At 70.7% G+C, this 25,279-nt stretch carries 18 protein-coding genes and 1 pseudogene; 11 read left to right on the top strand and 8 right to left on the bottom strand.

All coding sequences use genetic code 11. The features are described 5' to 3' along the window. Positions 1-23: 23 nt before the first annotated feature. Positions 24-617, bottom strand: a complete 594-nt coding sequence (locus UG56_RS22955; RefSeq protein ID WP_045549083.1) for a GNAT family N-acetyltransferase — start codon at positions 615-617, stop codon at positions 24-26. Between the two features lie 310 nt (positions 618-927). Here UG56_RS22955 and UG56_RS22950 point away from each other — a divergent pair, with 310 nt between their 5' ends. After that, on the top strand, positions 928-2,172 hold the full coding sequence (locus UG56_RS22950) for an ABC transporter substrate-binding protein (protein ID WP_045549082.1): 1,245 nt from the start codon (positions 928-930) through the stop codon (positions 2,170-2,172). A gap of 55 nt (positions 2,173-2,227) precedes the next feature. Here the strand turns inward: UG56_RS22950 and UG56_RS22945 are convergent, their stop codons facing one another. Next, a complete protein-coding gene (locus UG56_RS22945) occupies positions 2,228-2,677 on the bottom strand; it encodes a hotdog fold thioesterase (protein ID WP_045549081.1) in 450 nt (149 codons plus the stop codon). Positions 2,678-2,738: 61 nt separating this feature from the next. Here UG56_RS22945 and polA point away from each other — a divergent pair, with 61 nt between their 5' ends. Next, complete coding sequence (gene polA / locus UG56_RS22940) at positions 2,739-5,426, top strand: DNA polymerase I (protein ID WP_045549080.1); 2,688 nt, start codon at positions 2,739-2,741, stop codon at positions 5,424-5,426. Positions 5,427-5,578: 152 nt separating this feature from the next. On the opposite strand, the gene UG56_RS22935 is transcribed toward polA, so the two are convergent. After that, entirely contained in the window at positions 5,579-6,820 is a 1,242-nt protein-coding gene (locus tag UG56_RS22935; RefSeq protein ID WP_045549079.1) for a lipopolysaccharide biosynthesis protein, read from the bottom strand. 187 nt (positions 6,821-7,007) lie between these two features. On the opposite strand from UG56_RS22935, the gene UG56_RS22930 reads away from it, so the two are divergent. Both UG56_RS22930 and UG56_RS28510 read left to right on the top strand, forming a co-directional pair. Further along, positions 7,008-8,684 carry a hypothetical protein gene (locus tag UG56_RS22930; protein ID WP_143055155.1) on the top strand — a complete coding sequence of 559 codons (1,677 nt, stop codon included), beginning with the start codon at positions 7,008-7,010 and terminating at the stop codon, positions 8,682-8,684. A 20-nt stretch (positions 8,685-8,704) separates the two neighbouring features. Then, positions 8,705-8,863 carry a hypothetical protein gene (locus tag UG56_RS28510; protein WP_177191538.1) on the top strand — a complete coding sequence of 53 codons (159 nt, stop codon included), beginning with the start codon at positions 8,705-8,707 and terminating at the stop codon, positions 8,861-8,863. A gap of 80 nt (positions 8,864-8,943) precedes the next feature. Here the strand turns inward: UG56_RS28510 and UG56_RS22925 are convergent, their stop codons facing one another. Further along, the gene (locus UG56_RS22925) at positions 8,944-10,101 is read right to left on the bottom strand and encodes a glycosyltransferase family 4 protein (RefSeq protein WP_052694187.1); all 1,158 of its coding nucleotides are present in this window, start codon (positions 10,099-10,101) and stop codon (positions 8,944-8,946) included. A gap of 135 nt (positions 10,102-10,236) precedes the next feature. Between UG56_RS22925 and UG56_RS22920 the strand changes: the two genes are divergently transcribed. Together UG56_RS22920 and UG56_RS29175 are read left to right on the top strand one after the other, a co-directional pair. Beyond that, on the top strand, positions 10,237-11,022 hold the full coding sequence (locus UG56_RS22920) for a class I SAM-dependent methyltransferase (protein WP_045551620.1): 786 nt from the start codon (positions 10,237-10,239) through the stop codon (positions 11,020-11,022). Then, positions 10,941-14,243 (top strand): annotated as a pseudogene (locus tag UG56_RS29175) (alpha-(1->3)-arabinofuranosyltransferase domain-containing protein); the annotation flags it as partial. The gene UG56_RS22920 and the pseudogene UG56_RS29175, both read left to right, overlap by 82 nt. An 857-nt stretch (positions 14,244-15,100) precedes the next feature. Here the strand turns inward: UG56_RS29175 and UG56_RS28955 are convergent. Together UG56_RS28955 and UG56_RS22905 are read right to left on the bottom strand one after the other, a co-directional pair. Continuing rightward, on the bottom strand, positions 15,101-16,339 hold the full coding sequence (locus UG56_RS28955; RefSeq protein WP_084101477.1) for an acyltransferase family protein: 1,239 nt from the start codon (positions 16,337-16,339) through the stop codon (positions 15,101-15,103). After that, complete coding sequence (locus tag UG56_RS22905; protein ID WP_143055154.1) at positions 16,339-18,237, bottom strand: hypothetical protein; 1,899 nt, start codon at positions 18,235-18,237, stop codon at positions 16,339-16,341. Before UG56_RS22905 ends, UG56_RS28955 begins: the two co-directional genes overlap by 1 nt. 110 nt (positions 18,238-18,347) lie before the next feature. Here UG56_RS22905 and UG56_RS22900 point away from each other — a divergent pair, with 110 nt between their 5' ends. Continuing rightward, positions 18,348-19,304 carry a DUF3068 domain-containing protein gene (locus UG56_RS22900; protein ID WP_084101475.1) on the top strand — a complete coding sequence of 319 codons (957 nt, stop codon included), beginning with the start codon at positions 18,348-18,350 and terminating at the stop codon, positions 19,302-19,304. A gap of 88 nt (positions 19,305-19,392) precedes the next feature. Here UG56_RS22900 and UG56_RS22895 read toward each other — a convergent pair whose 3' ends face one another. After that, positions 19,393-20,280 (bottom strand): class I SAM-dependent methyltransferase, encoded by an 888-nt coding sequence (locus tag UG56_RS22895; protein ID WP_256206844.1) that lies wholly within the window; start codon positions 20,278-20,280, stop codon positions 19,393-19,395. Between the two features lie 251 nt (positions 20,281-20,531). Between UG56_RS22895 and rpsA the strand changes: the two genes are divergently transcribed. Next, complete coding sequence (gene rpsA / locus UG56_RS22890) at positions 20,532-22,013, top strand: 30S ribosomal protein S1 (protein ID WP_045551137.1); 1,482 nt, start codon at positions 20,532-20,534, stop codon at positions 22,011-22,013. Between the two features lie 81 nt (positions 22,014-22,094). On the opposite strand, the gene UG56_RS28505 is transcribed toward rpsA, so the two are convergent. Further along, positions 22,095-22,238 (bottom strand): hypothetical protein, encoded by a 144-nt coding sequence (locus UG56_RS28505; RefSeq protein ID WP_177191536.1) that lies wholly within the window; start codon positions 22,236-22,238, stop codon positions 22,095-22,097. 89 nt (positions 22,239-22,327) lie between these two features. Between UG56_RS28505 and UG56_RS22885 the strand changes: the two genes are divergently transcribed. From UG56_RS22885 to UG56_RS22875, 3 genes are read left to right on the top strand one after another with little or no spacing between them, the layout of a single operon-like run. Further along, positions 22,328-23,293: a helix-turn-helix domain-containing protein gene (locus UG56_RS22885; RefSeq protein WP_045551138.1), complete on the top strand. Its 966-nt coding sequence runs from the start codon at positions 22,328-22,330 to the stop codon at positions 23,291-23,293. Positions 23,294-23,305: 12 nt separating this feature from the next. Next, positions 23,306-23,899, top strand: a complete 594-nt coding sequence (gene coaE / locus UG56_RS22880; protein ID WP_045551139.1) for a dephospho-CoA kinase — start codon at positions 23,306-23,308, stop codon at positions 23,897-23,899. A 27-nt stretch (positions 23,900-23,926) separates the two neighbouring features. Continuing rightward, the gene (locus tag UG56_RS22875) at positions 23,927-25,270 is read left to right on the top strand and encodes a glycoside hydrolase family 3 N-terminal domain-containing protein (RefSeq protein WP_045551140.1); all 1,344 of its coding nucleotides are present in this window, start codon (positions 23,927-23,929) and stop codon (positions 25,268-25,270) included. Positions 25,271-25,279 lie beyond the last annotated feature (9 nt).

Genomic DNA, 25,279 nt, shown 5'->3' with positions numbered 1-25,279 from the left:
CCCCTGGTCGTTGCGCGCTGGGCTCAGGCGACGGTGTGCGAGCGTCGCTGGGAGCGCCGGGCGGCGAGCAGCTCGCCGACGGCGCTGGACTGCTTCGGGTTCCGCGGCAGGCGGGAGTGGTGGGGCAGGGCCCGGCCGAGGACGTTGAGCCGGGAGCGTACGACAGCGGTCGGGGCCACGCGCATGACCGCCTGGGCGCCGAGGCCGATCCGGGCGAGGAACCGGTTGCCGTCGCGGCCACCGGCGGCGGCCGCGGCCGCGACCGTCCTGATCCCGCGCTCCTCGGCGAAGGAGACGGCCGACTCCATCAGCATCCGTCCCACGCCACGGCGGCGGAAGCTGGGCACGACGTGGGGCGCGAAGATCTGCACCGTCGGCTCCAGGTTGAGCGGGCCGAAGGTCGTCGCACGCAGGTAGACCGCCCCGACGGGCTCGCTGCCGCACTCGGCGACCAGCAGGCGCTGGTCCGGGGAGGCGTCGGCGTCACGGATGATCGTCTCGAGGTCGCTCAGCTGATCCTGGGCGTCCGCCATCCGCAGCGAGTCCTGCCAGATGCCGAGAAGGAAGAGCGCGTCATCGGCTCGAGCCTCTCGCATCGTCACCGGCACCCTGGTCATCGAACCCGACCTCCATGGGTGCCGTGCGTACAGATCATCACAATTCCTCCACGATCGAGCCTGTTCCTGGCGGGAATCGGGTTCCCCGAGTGATCATGGGTCACCTCGGCCCCGATGATACGGAGCCGATCATGGCGGCAACCGAGGCAATGATGCCACGGGGGAGATGTAACGGATTGGTGAAAAGACAGGTCCCTCGGGTGATTCGCCCTCCGAGCGTCTCTAATGTGACTCCGCAAGGTCCGACGTGAGCCGGGCCAGCCCATACGAAAGAGGGACTAAAGCAGTGAACTCATCATCCTCTACCTGGATGAAGCTGACCGCAGGCGTCGGCGCCTTGGCGCTCAGCTTCACCCTCGCCGCCTGTGGCGGCGAGACCGCTTCCGAGGAGCCGGAGAAGAAGCCTGCCGCCAAGGGCGACGGCACTCTCACCATCGGGCAGCTCCTCCCGCAGACCGGCAGCCTCGCGTTCCTCGGCCCGCCCGAGTTCGCCGGTTCGGACCTGGCGATCCAGGACATCAACGCTGCCGGCGGCGTGCTCGGCAAGGACGTCAAGTCCGTCGTCGCGGACTCCGGTGACACCACCTCCGCGATCGCCCCGACCGAGGCCGACAAGCTCATCGACGCCAAGTCCGACGTCATCATCGGCACCGCCTCCTCGGGCGTGTCGATGACCGTGATCGACAAGATCATGTCGTCCGGCACCGTGATGTTCTCCCCGGCGAACACCTCGACCGAGTTCGACGAGGGCGACTTCGCCAAGCCGGACCTCTACTTCCGCACGGCTCCGTCCGACATCTTGCAGGGCGCCGTCATGGCCAACCTGCTGCTCGAGGACAAGCGCACCAACGTCGCGATCCTGGCCCGCCAGGACGCGTACGGCGAGACGCTGGCCGAGGAGGTCAAGGCCAACCTCGAGGGTGCCGGCTCCAAGGTCGCCACCACGGCGTTCTACTCCGAGGACGCCACCTCGTTCGACGCCCAGATCAACGAGGTCGCCGGCTCCGGTGCGGACGCGGTCGTCGTGATCGCGTTCGAGGAGACCAAGAAGCTCATCCCGCAGCTCATCGCCGCGGGTGTCGGTCCCTCGAAGCTGCCGACCTACTTCGTCGACGGCAACCTGTCCGACTACTCCAAGGACTTCACCAAGGGTGAGCTCAAGGGTGTCAAGGGCACGCTCCCGGGCGCCGAGACCGCCGGTGACTTCAAGCAGCAGCTGCTGAAGGTCAACCCGAAGCTGGCCGACTACTCCTACGCGGGTGAGTCCTACGACGCCACCATCGTCTCCGCGCTGGCGGCCGTCCAGGCCGACAACGACAACGGTGAGGCCATCGCCAAGGAGATCGTCGACATCACCACCGGTGGTGAGAAGTGCACCACCTACGCCGACTGCGTGAAGCTCATCGAGGACGGCAAGGACATCGACTACGACGGCAAGTCCGGTCCGATCGAGCTCGGCGAGACCGGTAGCCCGACGGCCGCGTCCATCGGTATCTACCAGTACAACGACAAGGCGACCTACGCCCCCGTCAAGTACATCGCTGGGGAAGTCTGATCCACAGCGACAAGGGCCCCGGAGCGACGCTCCGGGGCCCTTGTGCCGTACATCCCTACTTCGAGACCCGCTCCGGGTCGATCAGCGAGCAGGTGATCCGCGAGGTGCAGACCCGCTTGCCTCGCTCGTCGGTGATCACGACCTCGTAGGCCGCCGAGGTGCGGCCCAGGTGGATCGCGGTCGCGGTGCCGGTGACGATGCCGGAGGTCGCCGAACGGTGGTGGGTGGCGTTGATGTCGACGCCGACCGCGAGCTTGCCCATGGTCGCGGCGTGCATCCCGGACCCGGTCGAGCCGAGCGTCTCGGCGAGCGCGACGGACGCGCCGCCGTGGAGCAGGCCGTAGGGCTGCGTGTTGCCCTCCACCGGCATGGTGCCGACGACCTTCTCGGCCGAGATCTCCAGGATCTTGACGCCCATCTTGTCGTTGAGGCCTCCCATGCCGTGGGGGAGTGAGGCGAAGAAGACCTCGCCTGCTGTCTGGTCGGCGGTAGATGCATCGGTCATAAATGCATGGTCGCACGCGCCGGTTGAACCTGTTGTCGGTGGTCGTGGATAGAGTCGACCCGTGGCTGATGTGACGCGTGACCGACTGCTCCTTCTCGATGGGCACTCGCTGGCCTACCGGGCCTTCTTCGCCCTGCCGGTGGAGAACTTCTCGACCGTCACGGGGCAGAACACCAATGCCGTCTACGGCTTCACCTCGATGCTGGTCAACGTGCTGCGCGACGAGACCCCGACCCACGTCGCGGTCGCCTTCGACCTGTCGCGGCAGACGTTCCGGCTGGAGGAATACTCCGAATACAAGGCCAAGCGCAACAAGACGCCCGACGAGTTCAAGTCCCAGCTGCCGCTGATCCAGCGGCTGCTCGACGTGCTGCACATCCGCCATCTGTCCCTCGAGGGCTACGAGGCCGACGACATCATCGCGACCCTGGTGACCCAGGGCCTCGAGGCGGGGATGGAGGTGCTGATCCTGACCGGCGACCGCGACTCGCTGCAGCTGGTCACGGAGTCCTCGACCGTGCTCTATCCGATGCGTGGCGTCTCCGACCTGGCCCGGATGACTCCGGCGGCCGTCGAGGCGAAGTACGGGGTGCCGCCGCACCGTTATCCCGAGCTGGCCGCGCTGGTCGGGGAGGACTCCGACAACCTGCCCGGCATCCCGGGGGTCGGGCCGAAGACGGCCGCGAAGTGGATCAACACCTACGACGGCCTCGACAACGTGATCACCCACGCCGACCAGATCAAGGGCAAGGCCGGTGACAACCTGCGCGCCCACCTCGGTGACGTGATGCGCAACCGGCGGCTCAACGCCCTGGTGCGAGACCTCTCCCTGGAGGTCGGCCCGGCCGACCTCGGGCGGGTCGAGTGGGACCGCGCGGCCACGCTGGAGCTCCTCGACGAGCTCGAGTTCCGTGGTGAGATCCGCACCCGGCTCACCGACGTGCTCGCACCGGAGGACGACGTCCCCGTCGACGACAGCGGCTTCGCGCTCGCGGGCGAGACGCTGGCGCCGGGGGCCGTGTCGGCATTCCTGGAGGAGCTCGGCACCACGCCGGTCGGGGTGCACGTGCGCGGAGCCTGGGGTTCCGGCACCGGCCGCGTGGACGGGTTCGGCTTCGCGACCCAGGAGCGGGCTGCGTACGTCGGGGTGGAGGGGCTCACCCCCGAGGACGAGGCGGCGTTGGCAGGCTGGCTCGCGGATGCCTCGAAGCCCAAGATCATGCACGACGCCAAGGGGCCCGAGCTGGCGATCGACGCCCACGGCTGGACGCTGCGCGGGCTGGTGACCGACACGGCGCTCTCCGCCTACATCGTGGCGCCCGACCAGCGCTCCTACGACCTCGCCGACCTGACCCTGCGCTACCTCAAGCGTGAGCTCAAGCAGGAGGACGACGGCGGCCAGGAGTCGCTCTTCGGCGACGACGAGGTCGGTGGCGACGGCGTCGCCACGACCACGATGCTCTACGCCCGGGCCGTGCTCGACCTGGCCGCCGAGCTCGACTCGGCCGTCGAGGCCGCCGGTGGACACCGGCTGCTCTCCGAGGTGGAGCTCCCGCTGCTGCACCTGCTGGCGCGGATGGAGAAGACCGGCATCGCGGTCGACACCGAGCATCTCGACGCCTTGGAGCGACACTTCGCCGGCCAGATGAAGCAGGCGGCGGACGAGGCCTACGGCGTGATCGGCAAGGAGATCAACCTCGGCTCGCCCAAGCAGCTGCAGGTGGTGCTCTTCGACGAGCTCGACATGCCGAAGACGAAGCGTACGAAGACCGGCTGGACCACCGACGCCGACGCGCTCCAGCAGCTCTACGTGAAGACCGAGCACCCGTTCCTGCTCGCCCTGCTGCGCCACCGCGACGTCACCCGGCTGCGGGTCACCATCGAGGGCCTGCTGAAGACCGTGCAGGACGATGGCCGGATCCACACCACCTTCAACCAGACGATCGCGGCGACCGGGCGGCTCTCCTCGACCGAGCCCAACCTGCAGAACATCCCCGTACGCACCGAGGAGGGCCGCGGGATCCGCAAAGGCTTCGTCGTGGGCAAGGGCTTCGAGTCCCTGATGACGGCCGACTACTCGCAGATCGAGATGCGGATCATGGCTCACCTGTCCGAGGACGAGCTGCTCATCGAGGCGTTCCGCTCCGGGCGCGACTTCCACTCGATCACCGCCGCGCGGGTCTTCGGCGTCGACCCCGACGCGGTCTCGGTCGAGCAGCGGGCCAAGATCAAGGCGATGAACTACGGCCTCGCCTACGGCCTGTCCGCCTTCGGGCTCTCCCAGCAGCTCGGCATCGAGCCTTCGGAGGCAAGGGGGCTGATGGAGGAGTACTTCGAGACCTTCGGCGGCATCCGCGACTACCTGCGCAGCCTGGTCGAGGAGGCCCGGCGCACGGGTTACACCGAGACCATCATGGGCCGACGCCGCTACCTGCCCGACCTGCTCTCGGACAACCGTCAGCGACGCGAGACCGCCGAGCGGATGGCCCTCAACGCCCCGATCCAGGGTTCCGCCGCCGACCTGATCAAGGTCGCCATGCTGCGGGTCCAGGCCGCCATCGACGAGGCCGGCCTCTCCTCCCGGATGCTCCTCCAGGTCCACGACGAGCTCGTCTTCGAGGTCGCCCCGGGGGAGCGGGAGGCGCTCGAGGCCCTCGTACGCGAGCAGATGGGCTCCGCCGCCGACCTCAACGTCCCCCTCGACGTCTCCGTCGGCACCGGCCGCTCCTGGCACGAAGCCGCCCACTAGCCGAGAAGTCACCCGCGTCGGCCGAAACGTCACCGGCGTCGGCCGAGAAGTCACTCGCGACGGCCGAGTGGTCACGCGCGTCGTACGCACCGCCGTCTCGGCCGACGCGGCTGACGCCTCGGCTGACGTAGGTGACGCCTCGGCGGGTGGGGTCAGCTGCGGTGAGAGGGCTGGGCGAGGCGCCAGAAGGTGACGGAGAGAAGGACGGCGACGAGGGTGGCGTCGACGCTGAGGACCGCCCAGACGAGACCGTCGGCGCTGGTCTGGATCGCACCGAGGGCGATGACGGCGGCGACGGCGATCCAGAGAAGGTACGCCGAGAGCCGGCTGCGCCGGGCCAGGACCGAGTAGACGAGCAGCTGTAGCACGGACAGCACCGTGCCGAGGATCGCGAAGACCCAGAGCAGGCCCTCGATCTCGGCGTAGTCGGGGCCACCGATGAAGATCATCGCGAGCCAGGACAGCAGCCAGGAGCCGGCGATCGCGCACACGCCGAGCCCGGCGACGAGGGCCAGCGACTTGAGCAGGGCGGAGCGGCGGCTGGCCTCGGCCGACATCGACGGGAAGGCGATGATCACCACGAACTGCGGCAGGAACAGCACCGCCTTGGTGAGGATCAGGCCACCTGCGTACAGGCCGGAGACATGGTCCGAGAGCACGTTGCGGGCGATCAGGATGTCGACGTTGGAGAGCGCGAAGAAGGCCAGCAGCGCGAACGAGCCGTGGAGCATCTCGACCACGACGGGCTTGATGGGCCCCGGCTCCTCCGCGGAGGACGTACGCCGCCGCAGCACCCACCATCCGACGACCGCCGGCGCGAACTGGGCCAGCGCGACCCCGGCCATCGCGGCGCCCTCGGTGGGGCGGACCCACATCGCGGCGGTGGCGACCAGGACCCGGGGGATGCCGAGGGCCAGATACACCATCGCCAGGCCGAGCCAGCGGCGCTCGCCCTGCAGCACCCCGGCCTGGCCGCCCATGATCGTGAGCGGCACGGCACACACCGCGACCAGCAGCGCGGGATAGATGGAATCCAGCCGCAGCCCGCGCCAGACCAGCGGCGAGGCGGCGAGCATGACCACGCCGACGACGATGGCCGCCCGGTAGGTCGCCCGCAGCACGGTCCGCTCGATGGCACGCTCCTCGCCGGGCGTGTCGGTCACCCGGCGTGAGGCCGTCGCCTGCATGCCGAGCTGGACCACACCGACCACGAGGAGCAGCGACATCATCGAGGCGACGCCGCCGTACTGTCCGGGGCCGAGGATCCGGGCGGCGATGATCTGGAAGCCGTAGGTCGCGACGTTGGTGACCATGATGCAGACGGCGAGGAAGCCGCTGCTGTGGATGAGCGCGGACAGCGTACGCCGACGGGCGCTGGTCGGGCTGTCGGTCATCGTGGGCACCTGGAAAGCCTAGGCCGCGGCAGGTCACATGCCGGCACCGGCATCCGCCCAGGATCGGAACTCGTTCGCCACAACTGACATCTCGGTCGACGGATGTGACGTCTCGGTCGACGGATGTGACGTCTCGGTCGACGTACGTGACGGCTCGGCAGGGGGGCGGCTGGGTAGGGTGGCCGGCGTGAGCGATCGGCTGGTGCCTACGGTGTGGGCGGTCGCGCTCGGGGTGCTGATGCTGGGGCCGGCGCTGGGCGCCGGGTTCGTGCTCAGCTACGACATGGTGTGGGTGCCCGATCTCGTGCTGACCAAGGACGTGCTCGGGCTCGGGTCGGGGCTGCCGCGGGCGGTGCCGTCGGACGCGGTGGTCGGGGTGCTGGACGAGATCGTGCCGGGCCTCGTGCTGCAGAAGATCGTCCTGCTGGGAGCGCTGGTGCTGGTCGGGGCCGGTGCCGCCGAGCTGGTGCGCGAGCGCTCGCTTCCCGCGCGGCTGGCGGTGGTGAGCCTGACCGTGTGGAGTCCGTACGTCGCCGAGCGGCTGTGGATGGGTCACTGGCCGATGCTGCTGGCCTATGCCGCGGTGCCCTGGCTCGTCCTCGCCGGCCGCAGGTGGGCCGCGGGGAACCCCGGTGTGACGTGGATGCTGCCCGTCCTCCTCGCCGGAAGCCTGAGCGCGAGCGCCGGCATCGTCTCGGCCGCGGTCCTGCTCGCCACCGGTCTGCGCCGCGGCCGGCGCCCGGCCCTGCTGCTGGCCGTGGTGGCGGCGGTGAACGCCCCCTGGCTCGTCGCCAGCCTGACCCACACCTCCCAGGCCGCCTCGGCCACTGGGTTCGACGTCTTCGCTCTGCGCGGCGACGCCCTGCCCGCCCCGCTGGCCGCGCTCTCGCTCGGCGGGATCTGGAACACCTCGGTCGTACCGGCGAGCCGGGAGGGCTGGCTCGCCTGGGTGGCGCTGGTGCTTCTCGGTGCCCTGGTCGCGACCGGGGCCCGACGGTGGTGGAGATCCGAGCGCCAGCGAGTCACAATCCTGGCGCTGTGGGCCGTCGGTCTGGCGGTCGCCGTCGCCGGCTGGGCGGCGCCGCAGGCGCTCGACACTCTCTCCCAGCAGGTCCCCGGTCTCGCCCTGCTCCGCGACAGCAGCCGCCTGCTCCCGCTGTGCCTGCCGCTGCTGATCCTGACGGTGGCCGCCGGTGTCGACGCGCTGGGGGAGAGGCTTCGAGGATCGGCTCCGCGATGGGCGGCGGCCGTGGTCGTCGTGCTCGTCCCGGTCACCGTCCTCCCCGACGCTGCCTGGGGGCTGGCCGGCGGCATCGGCACCGCCGACTACCCACAGGCCTGGCGCCAGGCGCGCGCGGCGCTCGCCGAGGAGACCGCACCGGGCGACGTACTCGTCCTGCCCTGGTCCGCCTATCGCGCGCCGTCGTGGAACGACGGCCGGCCCGTGCTCGACCCGCTGCCCAGGATGCTGACCCGGACAAGCGTCGTGAACGGCGACCTGCTCATCGGCAGCCACCTGATCCGCGGGGAGGACCGGCGGGCGGAAGAGGTCGCAGACGCGCTGGCCGGGACCGACGTCGCGGGACAGGTCACCAGCCTGCGACAGCTCGGGATCGGGTACGTCATCACCGACCGCTCCGCGGGCGATGCGCCGCAGATCGCCGGCGAGGTGGTCTACGAGGGCGGCGGCATCCTCGTCCAGCGGCTGCCCGAGCGCGAGCACCGGATGCCCGAGACGACGGTCGCTCCGGCCATGGCCGGAGCGTGGGCGGCGTACGGCCTGGCCTGGCTCGCCGCCGCAACATCAACAGTTCTGCTACTGATCAGTACGCTTCGCCGGCCGGCTGCTAAGGTTCGCGGCTAGGAGAGGGAGGTCACATATCCATGGGCAACATCATTGCCATCGTCGCCAGCATTCTTGTTGGCGGCGGAGTCGCCGCAGCGACCATCGTCGGAGTCGTCACCAGCACCACGAACGACACCGTCGAGAATCCTCCGAGCGTCTCTCAGTCGACGGTTCAGTACGGCACCACCAACAACTGAGCCCGGCACATCCGACAAGGGGCCCGGCGGTGATCCGCCGGGCCCCTTCTCCGTCTCGATCGTCTCGATGACCGACGACGTCAGTCCGCGCCGACCACGTGCCCCTGCAGCGCGGCGGCGAGCACGGCGTTGAAGTTGAGCTGGCTCTGCTCCCAGGTGTGCTTGCGGGCGTGCCAGCGGGCACCCTCGGCCAGCTCCTTGCGGCGGATCTCGTCGCCGAGCAGGTGGTCGAGCGCGGCCACGAACCCGGCCTGGTCGTCGACCAGCACCCCGGACTCGCCGTCGTCGATCGACTCGGTCGTCCCGCCCGCGTCCCGGAAGGCGACCGTCGGGGTGCCGTGCTGGGCGGCCTCGGTGACGACCAGGCCCCAGCCCTCCTTCAGCGACGGGAGCGCCATCAGCCAGGACCGCTCGTAGACCGCCTCCTTGGTCTCCTCGTCGACATGGCCCAGCAGCTCGACGAAGTCGCCCGCCCCCACCCGGGAGACGTACGCAGCCAGCTCGTCGGCCCACCAGCCACCGCCGACGATGCTCAGCCTCAGGTCCGGGTAGGACGCCCGCAGCGCCACCGCCGCGTCGACCGCGAGCTCGACCCGCTTGTGCGGCACGAGCCGCCCGACGACGCAGATTGAGGGGTGCTCGGTCTTGGCCGGGTTGTCGCTCAGCGCCGGGGCGGCGCCGTTGTGCACGACCGCGACCCGGGCGGGGTCGACGCCCAGGGTGGCCAGCTCGGCGCGGGTGGCGCGGGAGACCGCGACGTACTGCTTGCGGCGGTAGAGCCGCGGCGCCAGCCACGACTCGACCCACCAGCCGATCCGCCCGGACAGCCCGGGGTAGACCACCGGCCACTGCTCGCGGTGGACATGGTGGACGAGCACGGTGACCGGTGCCCGCGTGCCGAGCGGCGTGAAGAACGGGAGCCCGTTCTGCACGTCGATCACCGCATCGACGCGACCGATCGGGCCCAGCCGGCCCAGCGCCAGCAGCAGCACGCCCCACAGGTAGATGCTGAGCTTGCCGCCGCGGCGCACGTAGCGAATACCGTCACGCGACTCACGAGCGAGCGCGCCCGGGTAGGCCGCGGTGAAGACGGTCACCCGCGCCCCGGCATCGACCAGGCCGGCGGTGATCTGGTGGAGGTAGTGCTCGGCCCCACCGGCTTCAGGATTGTCAGAATCGCGCCAGCTGAACACGGCGACATGGCCGCCGTTCAGCTGCGCTCCCTCGTTGGCGCGCAAAATACAGTGCTCCCCTGGATCTCGCAGTTCCCCGCTGCTGAGTGCTCCCTCCCCAGGGGTCACGCAGTTACTGGAGAGTAGGACATTTCGTGACCAAATGCACACCCACCGGGGTAATCGGTTAGGGTTCCCGCCGTGGCGAACCTCCTCGACTCCCAGCGCAACGCCCCCGCAGGCCGACGCTGGCGCGCGACGCTGGGGCGCTCCGTACGTCTGTTCAGCGACTTCCGGGTGGAGCAGACCGATCCGGCGCGCTTCTACACCGCGCTGGCGGCCGACTCGGTCGGCCAGCTGGCCCACTACACCGACGGAGAGACCCTCGAGGGCACCGTGCTGCTCGACGTCGGCGGCGGGCCGGGCTACTTCCGCGACGCCTTCATGGAGGCCGGCGCGACCTACCTGGCGCTCGACGCCGACGCCGGTGAGATGAAGGGCGCCGGGATCGTCGCCGAGGGCAGCATGCTCGGCGACGGGATGCGGCTGCCGGTCCGCACCGGATCGGTCGACGCCTGCTACTCCTCCAACGTGCTCGAGCACGTCCCGACGCCGACCGCGATGCTCGACGAGATGCTCCGGGTCACCAAGCCCGGCGGCGTCGTCTTCTGCTCCTACACGCTGTGGTGGGGTCCCTGGGGCGGCCACGAGACCAGCCCGTGGCACCTGCTCGGCGGCCGGTTCGCGCGCCGCCGCTACCGCCGCAAGCACGGCCACGAGCCCAAGAACAGGTTCGGCGAGTCGATGTACGCCGCGACCGCCTCCACCGGGCTGCGCTGGGCGCGTGCCCAGCGCAGGGCGGGCAACGCCGAGATCCTGGCTGCGGTTCCGCGCTACCACCCTGCGTGGGCGGCGTGGCTGATGCGGGTTCCGGTGGTGAGGGAGGTGCTCTCGTGGAACCTCCTGCTCGTGCTGCGCAAGACGTGACCCCGGATCCGTCCAGCGCCATCCCCGCTGCCTCGGGCTCCGCGTCGGCCACCTCCAGGCTCAGGATCACCGCGTACGTCGCGATCCTGACCGCGATCACCTTCACCCAGGCGCCGGGCCGGATCGTCGCGGACACCAAGTTCGACCTGAGCGCCGACCCGTGGGCCTTCCTGGGCCGGGCGATGACCATGTGGGACGCCCAGGGCGCCTTCGGCCAGGTGCAGAACCAGGCGATCGGCTACCTGTGGCCGATGGGTCCCTTCTACGGGCTCGGTCAGCTGGCACAGCTGCCGGAATGGGTCATCCAGCGGCTGTGGTGGGCGCTGCTGCTCAACCTGGCCTTCCTCGGCGTCCTGGCCGTGGCGAGCGAGCTGCGGCTGGGGCGGCCGTGGGCGCAGGTGGCCGGGGCGGCGGCGTACGTCCTGACCCCGCGTGTGATGACCATCCTCGGCGCCAACTCGGTCGAGCTGTGGCCGACCGCGGTCGCGCCGTGGGTGCTGCTCGCCGTCATCCGGGCCAGCGGCACCACCACCACGAAGGACCTCGTGCGCTGGTGCGCGGTGGCCGCCCTCGCGGTCGCCTGCGCGGGCGGCGTCAACGCGACCGCGGTCTCGGCGGTGCTGGTCCCGGGCGTGATCTTCCTGCTCACCCGCACCGGCCTGCGGCGGTTCGCCGCGCTCGCCCTGTGGGGCGTGTTCACCATCCTCGCCACCCTGTGGTGGACGATCCCGCTGGTGCTCCAGGGCCGCTACATCCCGCCGTTCCTCGACTACATCGAGACCGCGGCGGTGACCGCCTCGACCACCGGCCTGCTGCCGACGCTGCTCGGCACCTCCGACTGGGTCGCCTACGCCGACCCGCTCTACTACCCGGCCGGGGAGAGCCTGCACGCCACCCCCTACCTGATCCTGGACGCTGCTGCCGTCGTCGCGATCGGGCTGGCGGGGCTCGCCGGCGTGGGCCGTGGCCGCCGGCATCCGGAGAGCCGGTTCCTGATCGGCTGCGTCCTGGCCGGCGTCGTCCTCGTCGGGATCGGCTACACCGGCGCGCTGGCCGGCTGGGGAGCGGAGGCCCGTCAGGACCTCGTCGACGGCGCCCTGGCCGCGGTGCGCAACAGCCACAAATACGACGCGGTGCTCCGCCTCGGTCTCGCCGCCGGTGTCGTGCTGACCGTCGAGACCATCCTCCACCGCGTCGAGCTCGCCCGAGCCTCGACGGCGAGCACGAACGCGACGAGCGCGAGGGCCGCGCAGTGGCTGCGGAGGGTGTTCGTCATCGCCGTCGTCGCCTCGCTGGCCGGCCTGGCGGTGCCGTGGGTGCGCGGCCAGGTGCCGCCACCGGGATCGATCGAGAACGTCCCCGGCTTCTGGACCGACGCCGCCGACTACCTCTCCGAGAACGACGACGGCGGGGTCACCCTCGTGGTCCCTGCCGCCAGGTTCGGCGACTACCTGTGGGGCAGCACCCACGACGAGGTCCTGCAGCCCTACGCCGACTCCCGCTGGGCCGTACGCGGCGTGGTGCCGCTGGCTGAGCCCGGCAACGTGGTCTGGCTCGACCGGGTCACCGAGGAGCTCGAGCGCGGCACCCCCAGCGCGGATCTCGCGCCGATGCTGGCCAAGGCCGGCGTCACCCGGCTGCTGGTGCGCAACGACCTGCACTGGGGCACCACCGGTGCGCCGCCGCCCTCCCTGGTGCACGCCACCCTCGACCAGTCACCGGGCCTGAGCCGCGAGGCGAGCTTCGGCACCGAGTTCGGCAACACCACCTTCCACCGCGAGCAGGGCACCCGCGTGCTGGTCGACGGGGGACTGGCCGGGGAGTACCCCCCGATCGAGATCTACGAGGTCGACGACGCGGCCTCCGGCGCGACCCTGATCCCTGCCCGCACGACCGTGATGGGCGACCCCGGCGAGCCGGCGAGCGGCGCCCAGGCGGTGCTCACCCCCGACGACACCCGGGCCGATGAGGACGCCGAGGAGCCCGCCGACGTCATCCTGACCGACGGGCAGCGGCGGCGTACGACGCTCTTCTCCGGCGTCCGGGCCAACTCCTCCTCGACCCGCACCACCGAGGAGGGCGTCGACTCCGACAAGCCCGAGAGCTTCCACCGCTACCTGGAGGACCAGGAGCGGTGGCAGAGCACCGTGGTCTGGCGCGGGGTCGAGGCCGTGGAGGCCTCCAGCTCCGCGGCGACCCCGGAGGAGGTCCCGGTCGACCGCGGAGCGGCACCTTCGGCCGCCCTGGACGGCGACCCCGGGACCGCGTGGCGCACCGAGGGCGGATGGGGGCACAGCCCCGAGGGCGCCTGGCTCCGGGTGCGCTTCGAGGACGAGGTCGACCTGGGCAAGGTCACCATCACCCTGCCGAAGAACGTGATCGGGGTCGAGCGGCTCGAGCTCGTAGCCGGCGCCCAGATGCGGAAGGTCTACGCCCCGCTGCCGGGGGAGGAGGCGACGTACGACCTCACCGGGTTCAGCGCCCGCAACCTCACCATCACCGCCCGCGGCGCCACCGGCTACGGTCCCTGGGGGATCAGCGAGCTCGACATCGACGGCGTCGACGCCCAGCGCCTGGTCGCGCTCCCGAAGCCGCCCGGCGACGCCACGATCCGCAAGATCCGGCTCGGTCGCGACACCGACCGCAGCGGCTGCATCAACCAGGGCGGGGTGCTCTACTGCGAGCCGTTCCTGGCCGCCGGCGGTGACGACGGCGACCACCTGGACCGGCTCGTCACGCTCACCCGCGAGGAGTCGTTCGGTGTCACCGGGACGGTGTCGCTGCGCCGTGACCACGCCTACGCCGCCGCGGCCGCCGACCTCGCCGGCGTCGACATCACCGCGCCGAGCAGCGGAGACATCGCCCAGTCGGCGCTCGCGATGATCGACGGCGACCAAGGGACCTCGTGGCGGGCCCCGTCGACCGGTCCTGCCGCCGTCACGCTCGTGCTGCCCGAACGACAGCGGATCAAGTCGCTGCGGCTCCTGGTGAACGAGGCCGCGGCGGTCAGCATCCCCACCGAGGTCGAGATCACCGACCTGCGCCGCCCCAAGAAGCGCACGGTCACCCGCCACGTCGGCGACGACGGCAAGGTCGCCGTCCCCGCGGGCTGGCGCACCGACCGGCTCCGGATCCGCATCACCGAGACCGACGCCGCCTACGACCAGCCCTCGAGCAGGGCCGACGCCAAGGAGCTTCCGGTCGGTGTCTCCGAGCTGCAGGTCAACGGCCGTGCGCTCGGCGACGGCCGGCTCCGGGCAGGCTGTGCCGCCGGGCCACGCATCCAGGTGGGCGACCGGTTGCTGCGTACGTCGGTCAACGGGTCGCTCGCCGACCTGCTGCGCGGCGGCGAGGTGCCGCTGAAGGTCTGCGGCACCTCGCCGCTCACGCTGGCCGCGGGGGAGAACACCCTCCTCGCCGATCCTGTCGGCGCGCTCCGGGTCGACAGCCTCGAGCTCAGCTCCGACGTCATCGCCGCCGCGGAGCCGCCGGAGGCGGTCGAGGTGGAGCGGAACGATCGTGACGCCGCGGTCTCGGCGAGCGTCTCTGCCGAGACCTACGACCGGGTCCTCGTGCTCCCGCAGAACATCAACCCCGGGGCCACCGCGACCCTCGACGGCAAGGCGCTGCGCGCCCAGCGGGTCGACGGCTGGCAGCAGGGCTGGATCGTGCCCGCCGGCGCCGGGGGAGAGGTACATTTCGGCTTCGCGCCCGAGGGCACCTACCGTGCCGGGCTGCTCGCCGGTGCGGGCGGCGCGGCGCTGGTCCTGGTGCTCGCGCTGGTGACCTCATGGCGCCGCCGGGGCACCCCGCCCAGCCTCGAGCTGTTCCCCGAGGCCGCCCCGTGGCGCTGGTACGACGCAGGTGTGCTGGTCCTCGTGGCCGGGCTGCTCGCCGGCTGGTGGGGTGCGCTCGCCGCGGTCGTGGCCTGGCTGCTGCCGCGCCTGACCGGCCGCCGCCCCGACCTGGTGCGCCTCCTGGCCGCCGGGTCAGGAGCGGCGCTGCTCGCCGGTGCCCTGGCCGTCGAGATCCTCCCGACCGCCTGGGACCTGCCCTGGGACCCGCCCGCCTGGGCGGCTCAGGCGCTCTCGCTGGTCGCGGTCGTGCTGGCCGCCGCCGCGGCCTCGGCGGGACCGCGCCCGGCGACGGGCTCGGCGGCGGACTCGGCGGCGGGCTCGGTCACGACCACCGTCCGGCGCAACGGCCGGCGCCCGGAGGGACGCCAGCCGCGCAGGCGCATCACCCTGCGCTCGAAGAAGAGGTAGGAGAGGGCCGCGACGGGAACGGTGACGACGAGCGTCATCCCCAGCACGGTCCAGAACCGGTCGTTGAAGGTGCCGAAGCCGAGCAGCTCCATCCCCATCAGCAGCACGAACATGTGGATCGAGAAGATGCCGTAGGAGATCTCTCCCAGCGCGCTGGGCACCGGACCGGCCAGCCAGCGACGCACCGGGCCCTCGAGCTCGGGACCGAAGACCAGCGGGACGATCACGCAGACCGCGACCGCGCCGTAGAGCACGCACTTGAGGGCCGACTCGGCCGGCGTCGGCGCGTCCACGAGGCCGGTCGGGCCGGTGATCGGCGTGCAGGCGGCCACGAAGAGCCCCAGCGCCAGCAGCCACCAGCCGGCCAGGTCGCGCGCGGCGGCGTCCAGCCGCGCACGCATGCCCGGGTCGACCGAGCAGGCCGCGAGCGCGGTCCCGGCGAGGAACCACGGCAGGTACGCCGGCAGCCACTCGGCCGCGAACGGCTGGTCGAACCAGCTCCGGGCGCCGGCCGCGAAGACCACGCCGCCCACCGAGAGCAGCAGGCAGCCGATCAGCACGCGGCGTACGTCCAGGCGGTGCCGTGGCGTCAGCAGCCGCACCAGGAGCGGCAGGGCGAGGTAGAAGGCGACCTCCGTGCACAGGCTCCACATGTGCGCCAGGCCGTAGGCGTGGGAGTCCTGGGTGTAGATCTGGGTCAGGGTCAGGTTGGCGATCCACCCGCTGACACCGACGTCGGAGTTCGCCGGCGCGAAGACCAGGCAGACGATTACCACGACCCAGTAGAGTGGCAGGATCCGCAGCGCGCGCTTCCACAGGTAGCGGCCGGTGCCCGGCGGGCGGGTTCCGGCGGCGCTGGCCGCGAACCACGGCCTGGCCAGCAGGAACCCGGAGACCACGAAGAAGAGCGCGACGCCGAGGTCGAAGTGGGCGAGCATCGCCCCGGTCCAGCCCTGCGGGTAGCGGCCGGTGTGGAAGCCGACGTGGGTCAGCACCACCATGAGGGCACCGACCGCGCGCAGCGCGTCGAGGGTGAGGAACCGGCGGTCCATCAGTCCTCACCCCCAGGTCCCGAGATCGGGTCGCCGAACGGAACCACCTCGCCGACCTCGATGCCGCCCAGGCACGGCTTGGAGCCGGGCGTGAGGCTCTGGAACCCGACGGTGTCGAAGCGGCCCTCGCCGGTGCGCACGTAGAGGCTGCGGAACCCGGGCTCGATCTCGACGTCGTAGGAGTGGTCGCCGGCGGTCACCCGCATCCGGCCCGCGTCCTTCGCCCCGGCCACGTAGGCGATCCGGATCCACCAGCCGGCACCTTCGACGCCGCCGTCGAGACCGACCTGGAGCGGCGTCTGCCGCACTCGCAGCGTGCACCGGTCCAGGCTGGGTGTGGCGTCCACGGCGCCGACCGAGCGTCGTACGGTGTCGACCGCCGCCGGCCGGATGTGACCGTCCTCGTCGACCAGGTAGAGGTTGTCGGTGCTGGCCCGGGGGAAGTCCATCTTGTCCGACAGCGGTCGGAGGACCCGGCTCACCTGGTTGTAGGGGTAGGACGCGCCCCAGACCATCCACTCCGGCACCGGCCCGTCCGCCATCGGCAGCGGCTCCTCGACGTCGGCCAGGTCGGCGCGGACGGTGTCGATGTAGCGCCGGGTGTTGTCGTCGTCGTGCCAGCCCTCGGCGTAGGAGTAGGACGAGAAGAGCCCCAGTGCGGTCACGATCGCCGTCGCGACCGCGACCCGCTTCGGCACGTCGAGGAAGGCAGACGTACGCGTCGGGGCCAGCGTCTCCACCGCCCCGAGCAACGGCAGCGTGGCCAGCGCGAGCGCCATCGCGGTGACCGCGATCGTGTCGGTGAGGTAGCGGTAGGCGAGCGCGATGTCGGCGCCGACCCCGCCGGCCCGGATGGCCGTGATCAGGGCGATGTCGATGACGACGATGCCGCCGACCAGCCACCAGGCGCGCAGCGCGATCGAGCGGGTGCGGGCGAGCTCGTAGGTCAGCAGCGCCAGCACCCCGACCGCGAGCACCGAGACCACCGCGCCGGGCTCGGCCCAGCCGGCCGAGTTGCCCTCGATCCACTTCCAGCGCAACGGGCCGCCGACCACGCCCGGCGCCCACGACTCGAACAGGAACCGCTGGGTGACCAGCGCGAACCCGTTGGCGTCGGAGCTTGCCGCCGCCTTGGACGATCCCGCGCCCAGGGTGAGGTAGGCGACCGCGGAGCCGATCGAGACGACCCCGTAGAGCAGCACGCCGGGCAGGTAGCGGCCCGCGACGGTCCGCACCCGGGTCAGGATGTCACCGGTGGCGAACCAGCCCAGCGCGAGCACGGTGTAGGGCCAGAACAGCAGCATCGCCTTCTCGCCGAAGGCGATCGCCGCGAGGGTGATGAGCATCGTCAGCAGCGCCCAGCGGAACCGCCGCGTACGCAGGTAGGTGAGGTGGGTCCACGACCCCCAGAAGATCGCGGCGAGGAACGGCAGCTGGGTGATCCCCGGGCCCCAGGTCAGGAACGCCGGCAGGCTGATCGAGGAGAACAGGAACACGGCCAGCGGCGGCAGGATCCCGCGCCGCTTCCCGAACGCGGAGCAGAGGAACACCAGGGCGCCGAGGTCGGCGACCGCCTGCAGGATCAGCAGCTCGACGGCCGGGTAGGCCCACGCATAGGGGTCGAGCGAGAAGTTCCAGGCCGTCAGCGCGAACGCGCCCGGCATCAGGTGGCCGGCGAAGCCGTGGAAGAGCAGGTCGGCCGAGAGCCCGTCCGACATCAGCTTGGACATGAAGTTGGCGTCGTCGAAGCGATACCACGACCCGTTGAGCGCCCAGGCACGGAAGGCGAGCTGGGCCACGATCATGACGAGCGCGGCGGCGAGGACCTTCCTCGGGGTCGCCAGCACGCCGTCGTCGGCGGGCGCGGCGGTGGCGGATGCGAGGTGGGGGGATGACACGAAGATGAAGTGTCGCACAGTGGTTTGTGACCCGTTGCACACCTCTCGGGGTATTGCTGCTACGGTTCGCGGATCGAGGGGGGAACTGAAGCCTTGGGAGGGGCAGAAACATGCGAAGAGTGATTGGTTACGTCTTTGTGCTGGTCGGCGCGTTTGCGCTGGTCGCCGCCGCAGTGGCCGGCTTCTGGGCCAAGGACGCCGCCGCCAAGTTTCCACTGAACGTCGACTCGCGCACCGTGCTCGAAGGCACGGCCAGCGGTGCACAGGCCAAGTCGGACGACCCGGTACCGGTGAAGTACGTCAACGTGACCAAGGCCGACCCCAAGGCGTCCACCGATGACGTCGTGGTGCTGATCGAGCAGGCCTGCGTCGTCGTCCAGGACGGCAAGCCGGCACCCGACTGCCCCGACCCCAAGACCGACCCGCGTGCGGTGAACATCTCCAAGAGCGCCTACGCCCTGGACCGCACGACTGCCGAGCCGGTCAAGGACCAGGCCAAGTACGTCGGCGACGAGTTCGCGACCGAGGGCATGACCGGCTACGTCGCGAAGTTCCCGTTCGGCACCGAGCGTCACGACTACGAGTACTGGGACGACACGCTCGGCAAGTCCGTCGTCGCCACCTACGTCGATGACGTCGAGGTGAAGGGCGTGAAGACCTACCAGTTCGAGGTCTCGATCCCGGCCACCGAGGTGACGCTGGACGAGGGCGAGTCCGAGGGCACCGAGGACGACACGGTGGGCACCTACGAGGGGGCCCAGACGATCTACGTCGAGCCGACCACGGGTCAGTACATCGACCAGACCGGGTCCCAGAAGGCGGTCACCGGCGACACCACGGTGATCGACATCGAGGTGAGCTACACCGACGAGACCGTCGCCAAGAACGCCAAGGACGCCAAGGCCAACATCTCCAAGCTCAACCTGATCGGCACCTGGATCCCCGTCGTCGGCCTCGTCGTCGGCCTGATCCTTCTGGTGGCCGGCCTCTGGCTGGTCCTGCGCGGCCGCAAGCCCAACGGTGGCGCTCACGCCGCTGCGGACGACCGCACGCTGGTCGACGCCTGAGGCGCACCGCTCGCCGGAATCAACGTTCGCGGGCCCGGAGGCAGACAGCCTCCGGGCCCGCGCTCGGCTTCCTGGGCTGCCCTCGTGGCTAGCTGCGCGCCAGATCGGCGCCGAAGATCGCGGTGCCGGGTGTCAACAGCCCCCGGGTCCGTGACCAGCCGCCCCAGACCCGCTCGTGGTCCTCGGGCCACTCGGGCTCGACCAGGTCGGTGATCCGGAACCCGGCACCGGCCAGCAACGACACCCAGTCTCCGAGGGTGCGGTGGTGCTCGACGTACGACACCTCGCCGGTCTCGTCGTCGACCTCGACGTAGGGGGTGCGGTCCCAGTAGGACTGGGCGGCGATGAGGCCCTCGGGGCCGGGGTCGTCGGGGAACATCCACCGTGTCGGGTGGGTGATCGAGAACGCGAACCGCCCGCCGGGGCGCAGGACGCGGGCGGTCTCGGCGATCGCGTGGGCGATGTCGCTGACGAACTGCAGTGCCCCGAAGGAGCAGAACACGATGTCGAAGGAGTCGTCGGCGAAGGGCAGGTCGGTCGCGGTGGCCTGCACCGCGGGCACCACGACGCCGGTGTGCTCGTCGAGGCGCCGGGAGTGCTGGAGCTGACGGCCGGAGAGATCCAGCCCGATCGCCTGCCCGCCCTGGGTGTTCACCCAGCGGGAGCACTGACAGGCGCCGGAGCCGAGCTCGAGGACGTCCTTGCCGCCGACGTCGCCGAGGATGCCGAGATCGGACTCGGTCAGGCCCTCCGGGCCCCAGACGAACCCGGCCTCGCCGAGGAACGGCCCGTGGGTCGCCTGGTACTCGTCGGCGTAGCGGTCCCAGTCGGGACCGTTGGCGCGGCGTGACTCGGCTTCACCGACCGTACGCCGCTCGGCTCTGACGATCGGGCCGGTGGTCTCGATGGTTTCGATCGCGCCGAAGGGATCGATGGGCGCCTCCGGTCGGACGACCGGGCTGATGGCTTGGTCCACCTCTACAGGGTAGGCCCCGCAGGGTGACGCCGACAGTTGGACGGGGCCTGTGAGTGGAGCGTAGGCTTGGAAACTGCGTCTGAAGTCTGCCCGGGTCCCGGACCTAGTGGACCTTGGCCTGCTACCTCGACAGCCGGTTCACACCGGGCGACGAAGCCTGTTTGTGCGGTGCCGGCGAGGGGCTGCCGATCCGAGACCTCAGATGTGTGTGACCCGACGATATCTGTCCACCCAAGGAAACCACCTCCCTTATGACGAGCACGCTCAACATTCCTCTTCCTGACTACGACGCGCCTCAGGTCGCGATCAACGACATCGGGTCGGAAGAGGACTTCCTCGCCGCGATCGACGAGACCATCAAGTACTTCAACGACGGCGACATCGTGGACGGTGTCATCGTCAAGGTCGACCGGGACGAGGTCCTGCTCGACATCGGTTACAAGACCGAAGGTGTCATCCCGTCGCGCGAGCTCTCGATCAAGCACGACGTCGACCCGTCCGAGGTTGTCGAGGTCGGCGACAAGGTCGAGGCCCTGGTGCTCCAGAAGGAGGACAAGGAAGGCCGCCTGATCCTGTCCAAGAAGCGTGCGCAGTACGAGCGCGCCTGGGGCACGATCGAGCAGGTCAAGGAGGAGGACGGCGTCGTCGAGGGCGCGGTCATCGAGGTCGTCAAGGGTGGTCTCATCCTGGACATCGGCCTGCGTGGCTTCCTCCCCGCCTCCCTGGTGGAGATGCGTCGCGTCCGCGACCTGCAGCCGTACGTCGGCCAGACCCTCGAGGCCAAGATCATCGAGCTCGACAAGAACCGCAACAACGTGGTCCTGTCGCGCCGTGCCTGGCTCGAGCAGACCCAGTCCGAGGTTCGCCACGGCTTCCTGACCCAGCTCCAGAAGGGTCAGATCCGCAAGGGTGTCGTCTCCTCGATCGTCAACTTCGGTGCGTTCGTGGACCTCGGCGGCGTCGACGGTCTCGTCCACGTCTCGGAGCTGTCCTGGAAGCACATCGACCACCCGTCCGAGGTCGTCACCGTCGGTGACGAGGTCACCGTCGAGGTTCTCGACGTGGACATGGACCGCGAGCGTGTCTCCCTGTCGCTGAAGGCGACCCAGGAGGACCCGTGGCAGCACTTCGCCCGCACCCACCAGATCGGCCAGATCGTCCCGGGTAAGGTCACCAAGCTGGTGCCGTTCGGTTCGTTCGTCCGTGTCGAGGAGGGCATCGAGGGCCTGGTGCACATCTCCGAGCTGGCCGAGCGCCACGTGGAGATCCCCGAGCAGGTCGTCCAGGTCAACGACGACGTCATGGTCAAGATCATCGACATCGACCTCGAGCGTCGCCGGATCTCGCTCTCGCTCAAGCAGGCCAACGAGACGGTCACCTCGACCGACGTCGAGGAGTTCGACCCGACCCTCTACGGCATGCCGGCGACCTACGACGACCAGGGCAACTACATCTACCCCGAGGGCTTCGACCCGGAGACGGGCGAGTGGCTCGAGGGCTACGACGAGCAGCGCGCGAAGTGGGAGGAGCAGTACGCTCAGGCCCACGCCCGCTGGGAGGCCCACATCAAGCAGCAGCAGGAGGCCGCCGAGAAGGCTGCCGAGGCCGGCGAGGCCACCTCCTACTCCTCCGGTGGCTCGGTCGACGAGACCATCTCCGAGGACGAGGGCGGCTCGCTCGCCTCCGACGAGGCGCTGCAGGCTCTCCGTGAGAAGCTGACCGGCGGTCAGTGAACGCACCCGCGTAGCGCGGAGCTGATGCTCTGAAAACGCACGAATGCCCGGCCCCTTTCGAGGGGCCGGGCATTCGGCTTTTTAGGGCAGCCTGGCCGCGGGCTGGAAGTCCGGGTCGATGGCGTGGGACCGGGGAGCGGCCTTGGGACGGTCGCCGTGGACGACGGCGAAGGTGGCGTAGGTGGCGAGGGCGAACAGTGGGATGAGGATCAGTGCTGTGGTCATGGCAGTAATTCTTCGCTACCAGGTATTCCTGCCACATTGGCAGAAATGCCTAAGTTGCGCGAATTCCTGCCAACTGGCACTCTTCTGAGGTGCTTAGGAACGTTGCTGCGGTGATCTGGGACGGTGTCGCCCCCTTCGAGTTCGGTGCGGTCTGCGAGGCCTTCGCCATCGACCGGCGTGACGACGGGGTGCCCTACCTCGATTTCGCGGTGTGCGCGCCGACCGCGGGGATGGTGCGCACCAACCTCGGCTTCGGGGTCGAGGCCCTCCACGGCCTGGAGCGGCTGGAGGACGCCGACCTGATCGCGATCCCCGCCTTCGGCGGCCCCAGCGGCACGCTGCCCGTGGACGTGAGGGACGCGCTGCTGCGCGCCCACGCCCGCGGTGCCCGGTTCCTGACCGCCTGCTCGGGCGCCTTCGCGCTGGGGGAGGCCGGCCTCCTCGACGGCATCGAGTGCACCACCCACTGGAAGTACGCCACCGAGCTGCAGCGCCGCTTCCCGGAGTCGAAGGTCGTGCCCGAGGTGCTCTACGTCGACACCGGGCAGATCGTCACCAGCGCCGGCACCGCCTCGGTGCTCGACGCCGCGCTGCACATCTGGCGCCAGGAGTACGGCGCCGCGGTCGCCTCCGCGGTGGCCCGCCGGATGGTCGTCCCGCCCCAGCGCGACGGGGGACAGGCGCAGTTCATCTCCCACCCGGTCCCCGAGCCCGACGCGGAGACGCTGGGGCCCCTGCTGTCCTGGATCACGGCCCATCTCCACGAGGAGCTCGACGTGGACTCGCTGGCCCGGCAGGTGCTGATGTCGCCGCGTACGTTCGCCCGGCGGTTCCGCGCCGAGACCGGGGCCACGCCCTATGCCTGGATCACCGCCCAGCGGGTCCGCCGCGCCGAGGAGCTGCTGGAGCGCAGCGACCGGTCGGTGGAGTGGATCGCGGGCGAGGTCGGCTTCGGGAACGCGGCGGCGCTGCGCCACCACTTCACCCGGGTGCGGGGTCTGTCCCCGCAGGCCTATCGGCGCCGGTTCGCCTGCGGGGAGCCCGCGACGGCCTAGTAGGGTCTCGCCATGCGCGTAGGACTCACCGGCGGGATCGCCTCGGGGAAGAGCACGGTGTCGAAGCTGCTGGCCGAGTGCGGGGCGGTGATCGTCGACTCGGACAAGATCGCCCGTGAGGTCGTCGAGCCGGGCACTCCGGGGCTCGCGGCCGTGGTCGAGGAGTTCGGGCCCTCGGTGCTGACCGAGTCCGGTGAGCTGGACCGGGCCAAGGTGGGCGAGATCGTCTTCGCCGACGAGGGCGCCCGCGAGCGGCTCAACGCGATCGTGCACCCGCTGGTCGGGGCGCGGTCCGCGGAGCTCGAGGAGGCGGCGCGGACGGCGGGAAGGCTCGTCGTCAACGACATCCCGCTGCTGGTCGAGGTGGATTACGCACCCTTCTTCGACGAGGTGATCGTGGTCGACGTGCCGGTGGAGACGCAGATCGAGCGTGCGGTCGCGCGCGGGATGGCCGAGGCCGATGTCCGCGCTCGCATCTCCGCGCAGGCCAGTCGCGAGGACCGGCTCGCTGCGGCGACGTACGTCATCGACAACACCGGCAGCCTCGAGGACCTGGAGAAGCGGGTGCGGGAGATCTACGACTCACTCGCCGGAACGCGGTCATAGGCGGGGGTTGCTGACATACTCGGCCGCGTGACTGGGGGCAAGCACACCGAATCAGGGGATCAGCAGCGTCGCGGGTGGCGCTGGATGCGGCCGGCGATCGCGGGGACCGTGCTGGTCCTGGCGGCCGGCGCGGGAGCAGCGGCGGTGACCCTCTGGGAGCCGACGGAGGTCGAGCCGGGCAGGCCGGTGGTGGCCACCACGAAGACCGACCCGACGAAGGACACCACGCCGCTGGCCTGGGGCCCGACGCGCGGAGAGCTGGCGACGGCCCGTGAGCTGGTGGCGGGCTGGGACGACGACAAGCTCGCCGGACAGGTGATCGTCGGCCGCTACCACGGCACCGATCCGCGCAAGGCCGCGAAGATGGTGCGCAAGCTCCATCTGGCCGGGGTCAGCGTGACCGGCGAGAACGTCGTCGACGAGGCGCAGGTGCGCAAGACCACGGCGGCGGTCTCCCGTGCGGTGGCGGCCGACGGTCGCTCGTTCCCTGCGGTGATCGGTGTCGACCAGGAGGGCGGGGTGGTCTCCCACCTGCGCGGCGTGGCCACGGAGTTCCCCGAGTTCGCGCGTGCGGGGGACGCCATCGAGGCGAAGCCCGGCAAGGGTGTCGCGGTGACGAGCGAGGCCGCGCGGACGACCGGGCTCGAGCTGCGGGACCTGGGCTTCACCTGGGCGTTCGCGCCGGTCGCCGACGTGACCATCGGTGCGGCCGACCCGACGATCGGATCCCGCTCGCCGAGCGAGGACCCGAAGATCGCCGCAGCGGCGGTCTCGGCGGCCGTGCAGGGCTACAACGCCGCCGGCCTGGTCTCCACCACCAAGCACTTCCCGGGCCACGGAGCGGTCACCGGCGACACCCACCTCGGGCTCCAGGAACTCGACTTCGGGATGAAGAAGCTGAAGCGGCGCGACCTGGTGCCGTTCGACGCCGCCGTGGACGCCGGGGCTCCGGCCGTCATGGTCAGCCACGTCGACGTGAAGGCGGTGGCTCCCGGGAAGCCGGCCAGCATGGCGGCGCCCATCTACGACCTGCTCCGCGACGACCTCGACTTCGACGGCGTCGCCGTCACCGACTCGCTGGGCATGGGCGCGGTCACGACCACCACCAAGAAGCCCTCGGTGGCCGCCCTCGAGGCGGGCGCCGACCTGCTGCTGATGCCCGCCAACTCCAAGGCCGCCCACCGCAGCGTCGTCAAGGCTCTCCGTTCGGGGCGCCTCGACCGCTCCCGTGTCGAGGACGCGGCCGCCAAGGTGGTCGCCATGCAGCTGTGGCAGCAGCGCATCGCCGGTGGGGTGCCGGTGCCCGAGGACGTACGCGAGCAGGCGGAGAAGGCCTCCGCGGCCCTCTCCGAGGCGGGCTCCGAAGGCTGACCCCCACGG

It is taken from the genome of Nocardioides luteus (assembly GCF_000960475.2).
GTDB lineage: Bacteria > Actinomycetota > Actinomycetes > Propionibacteriales > Nocardioidaceae > Nocardioides > Nocardioides luteus_A.
This window is presented reverse-complemented; position numbering and strand designations above follow the sequence as displayed.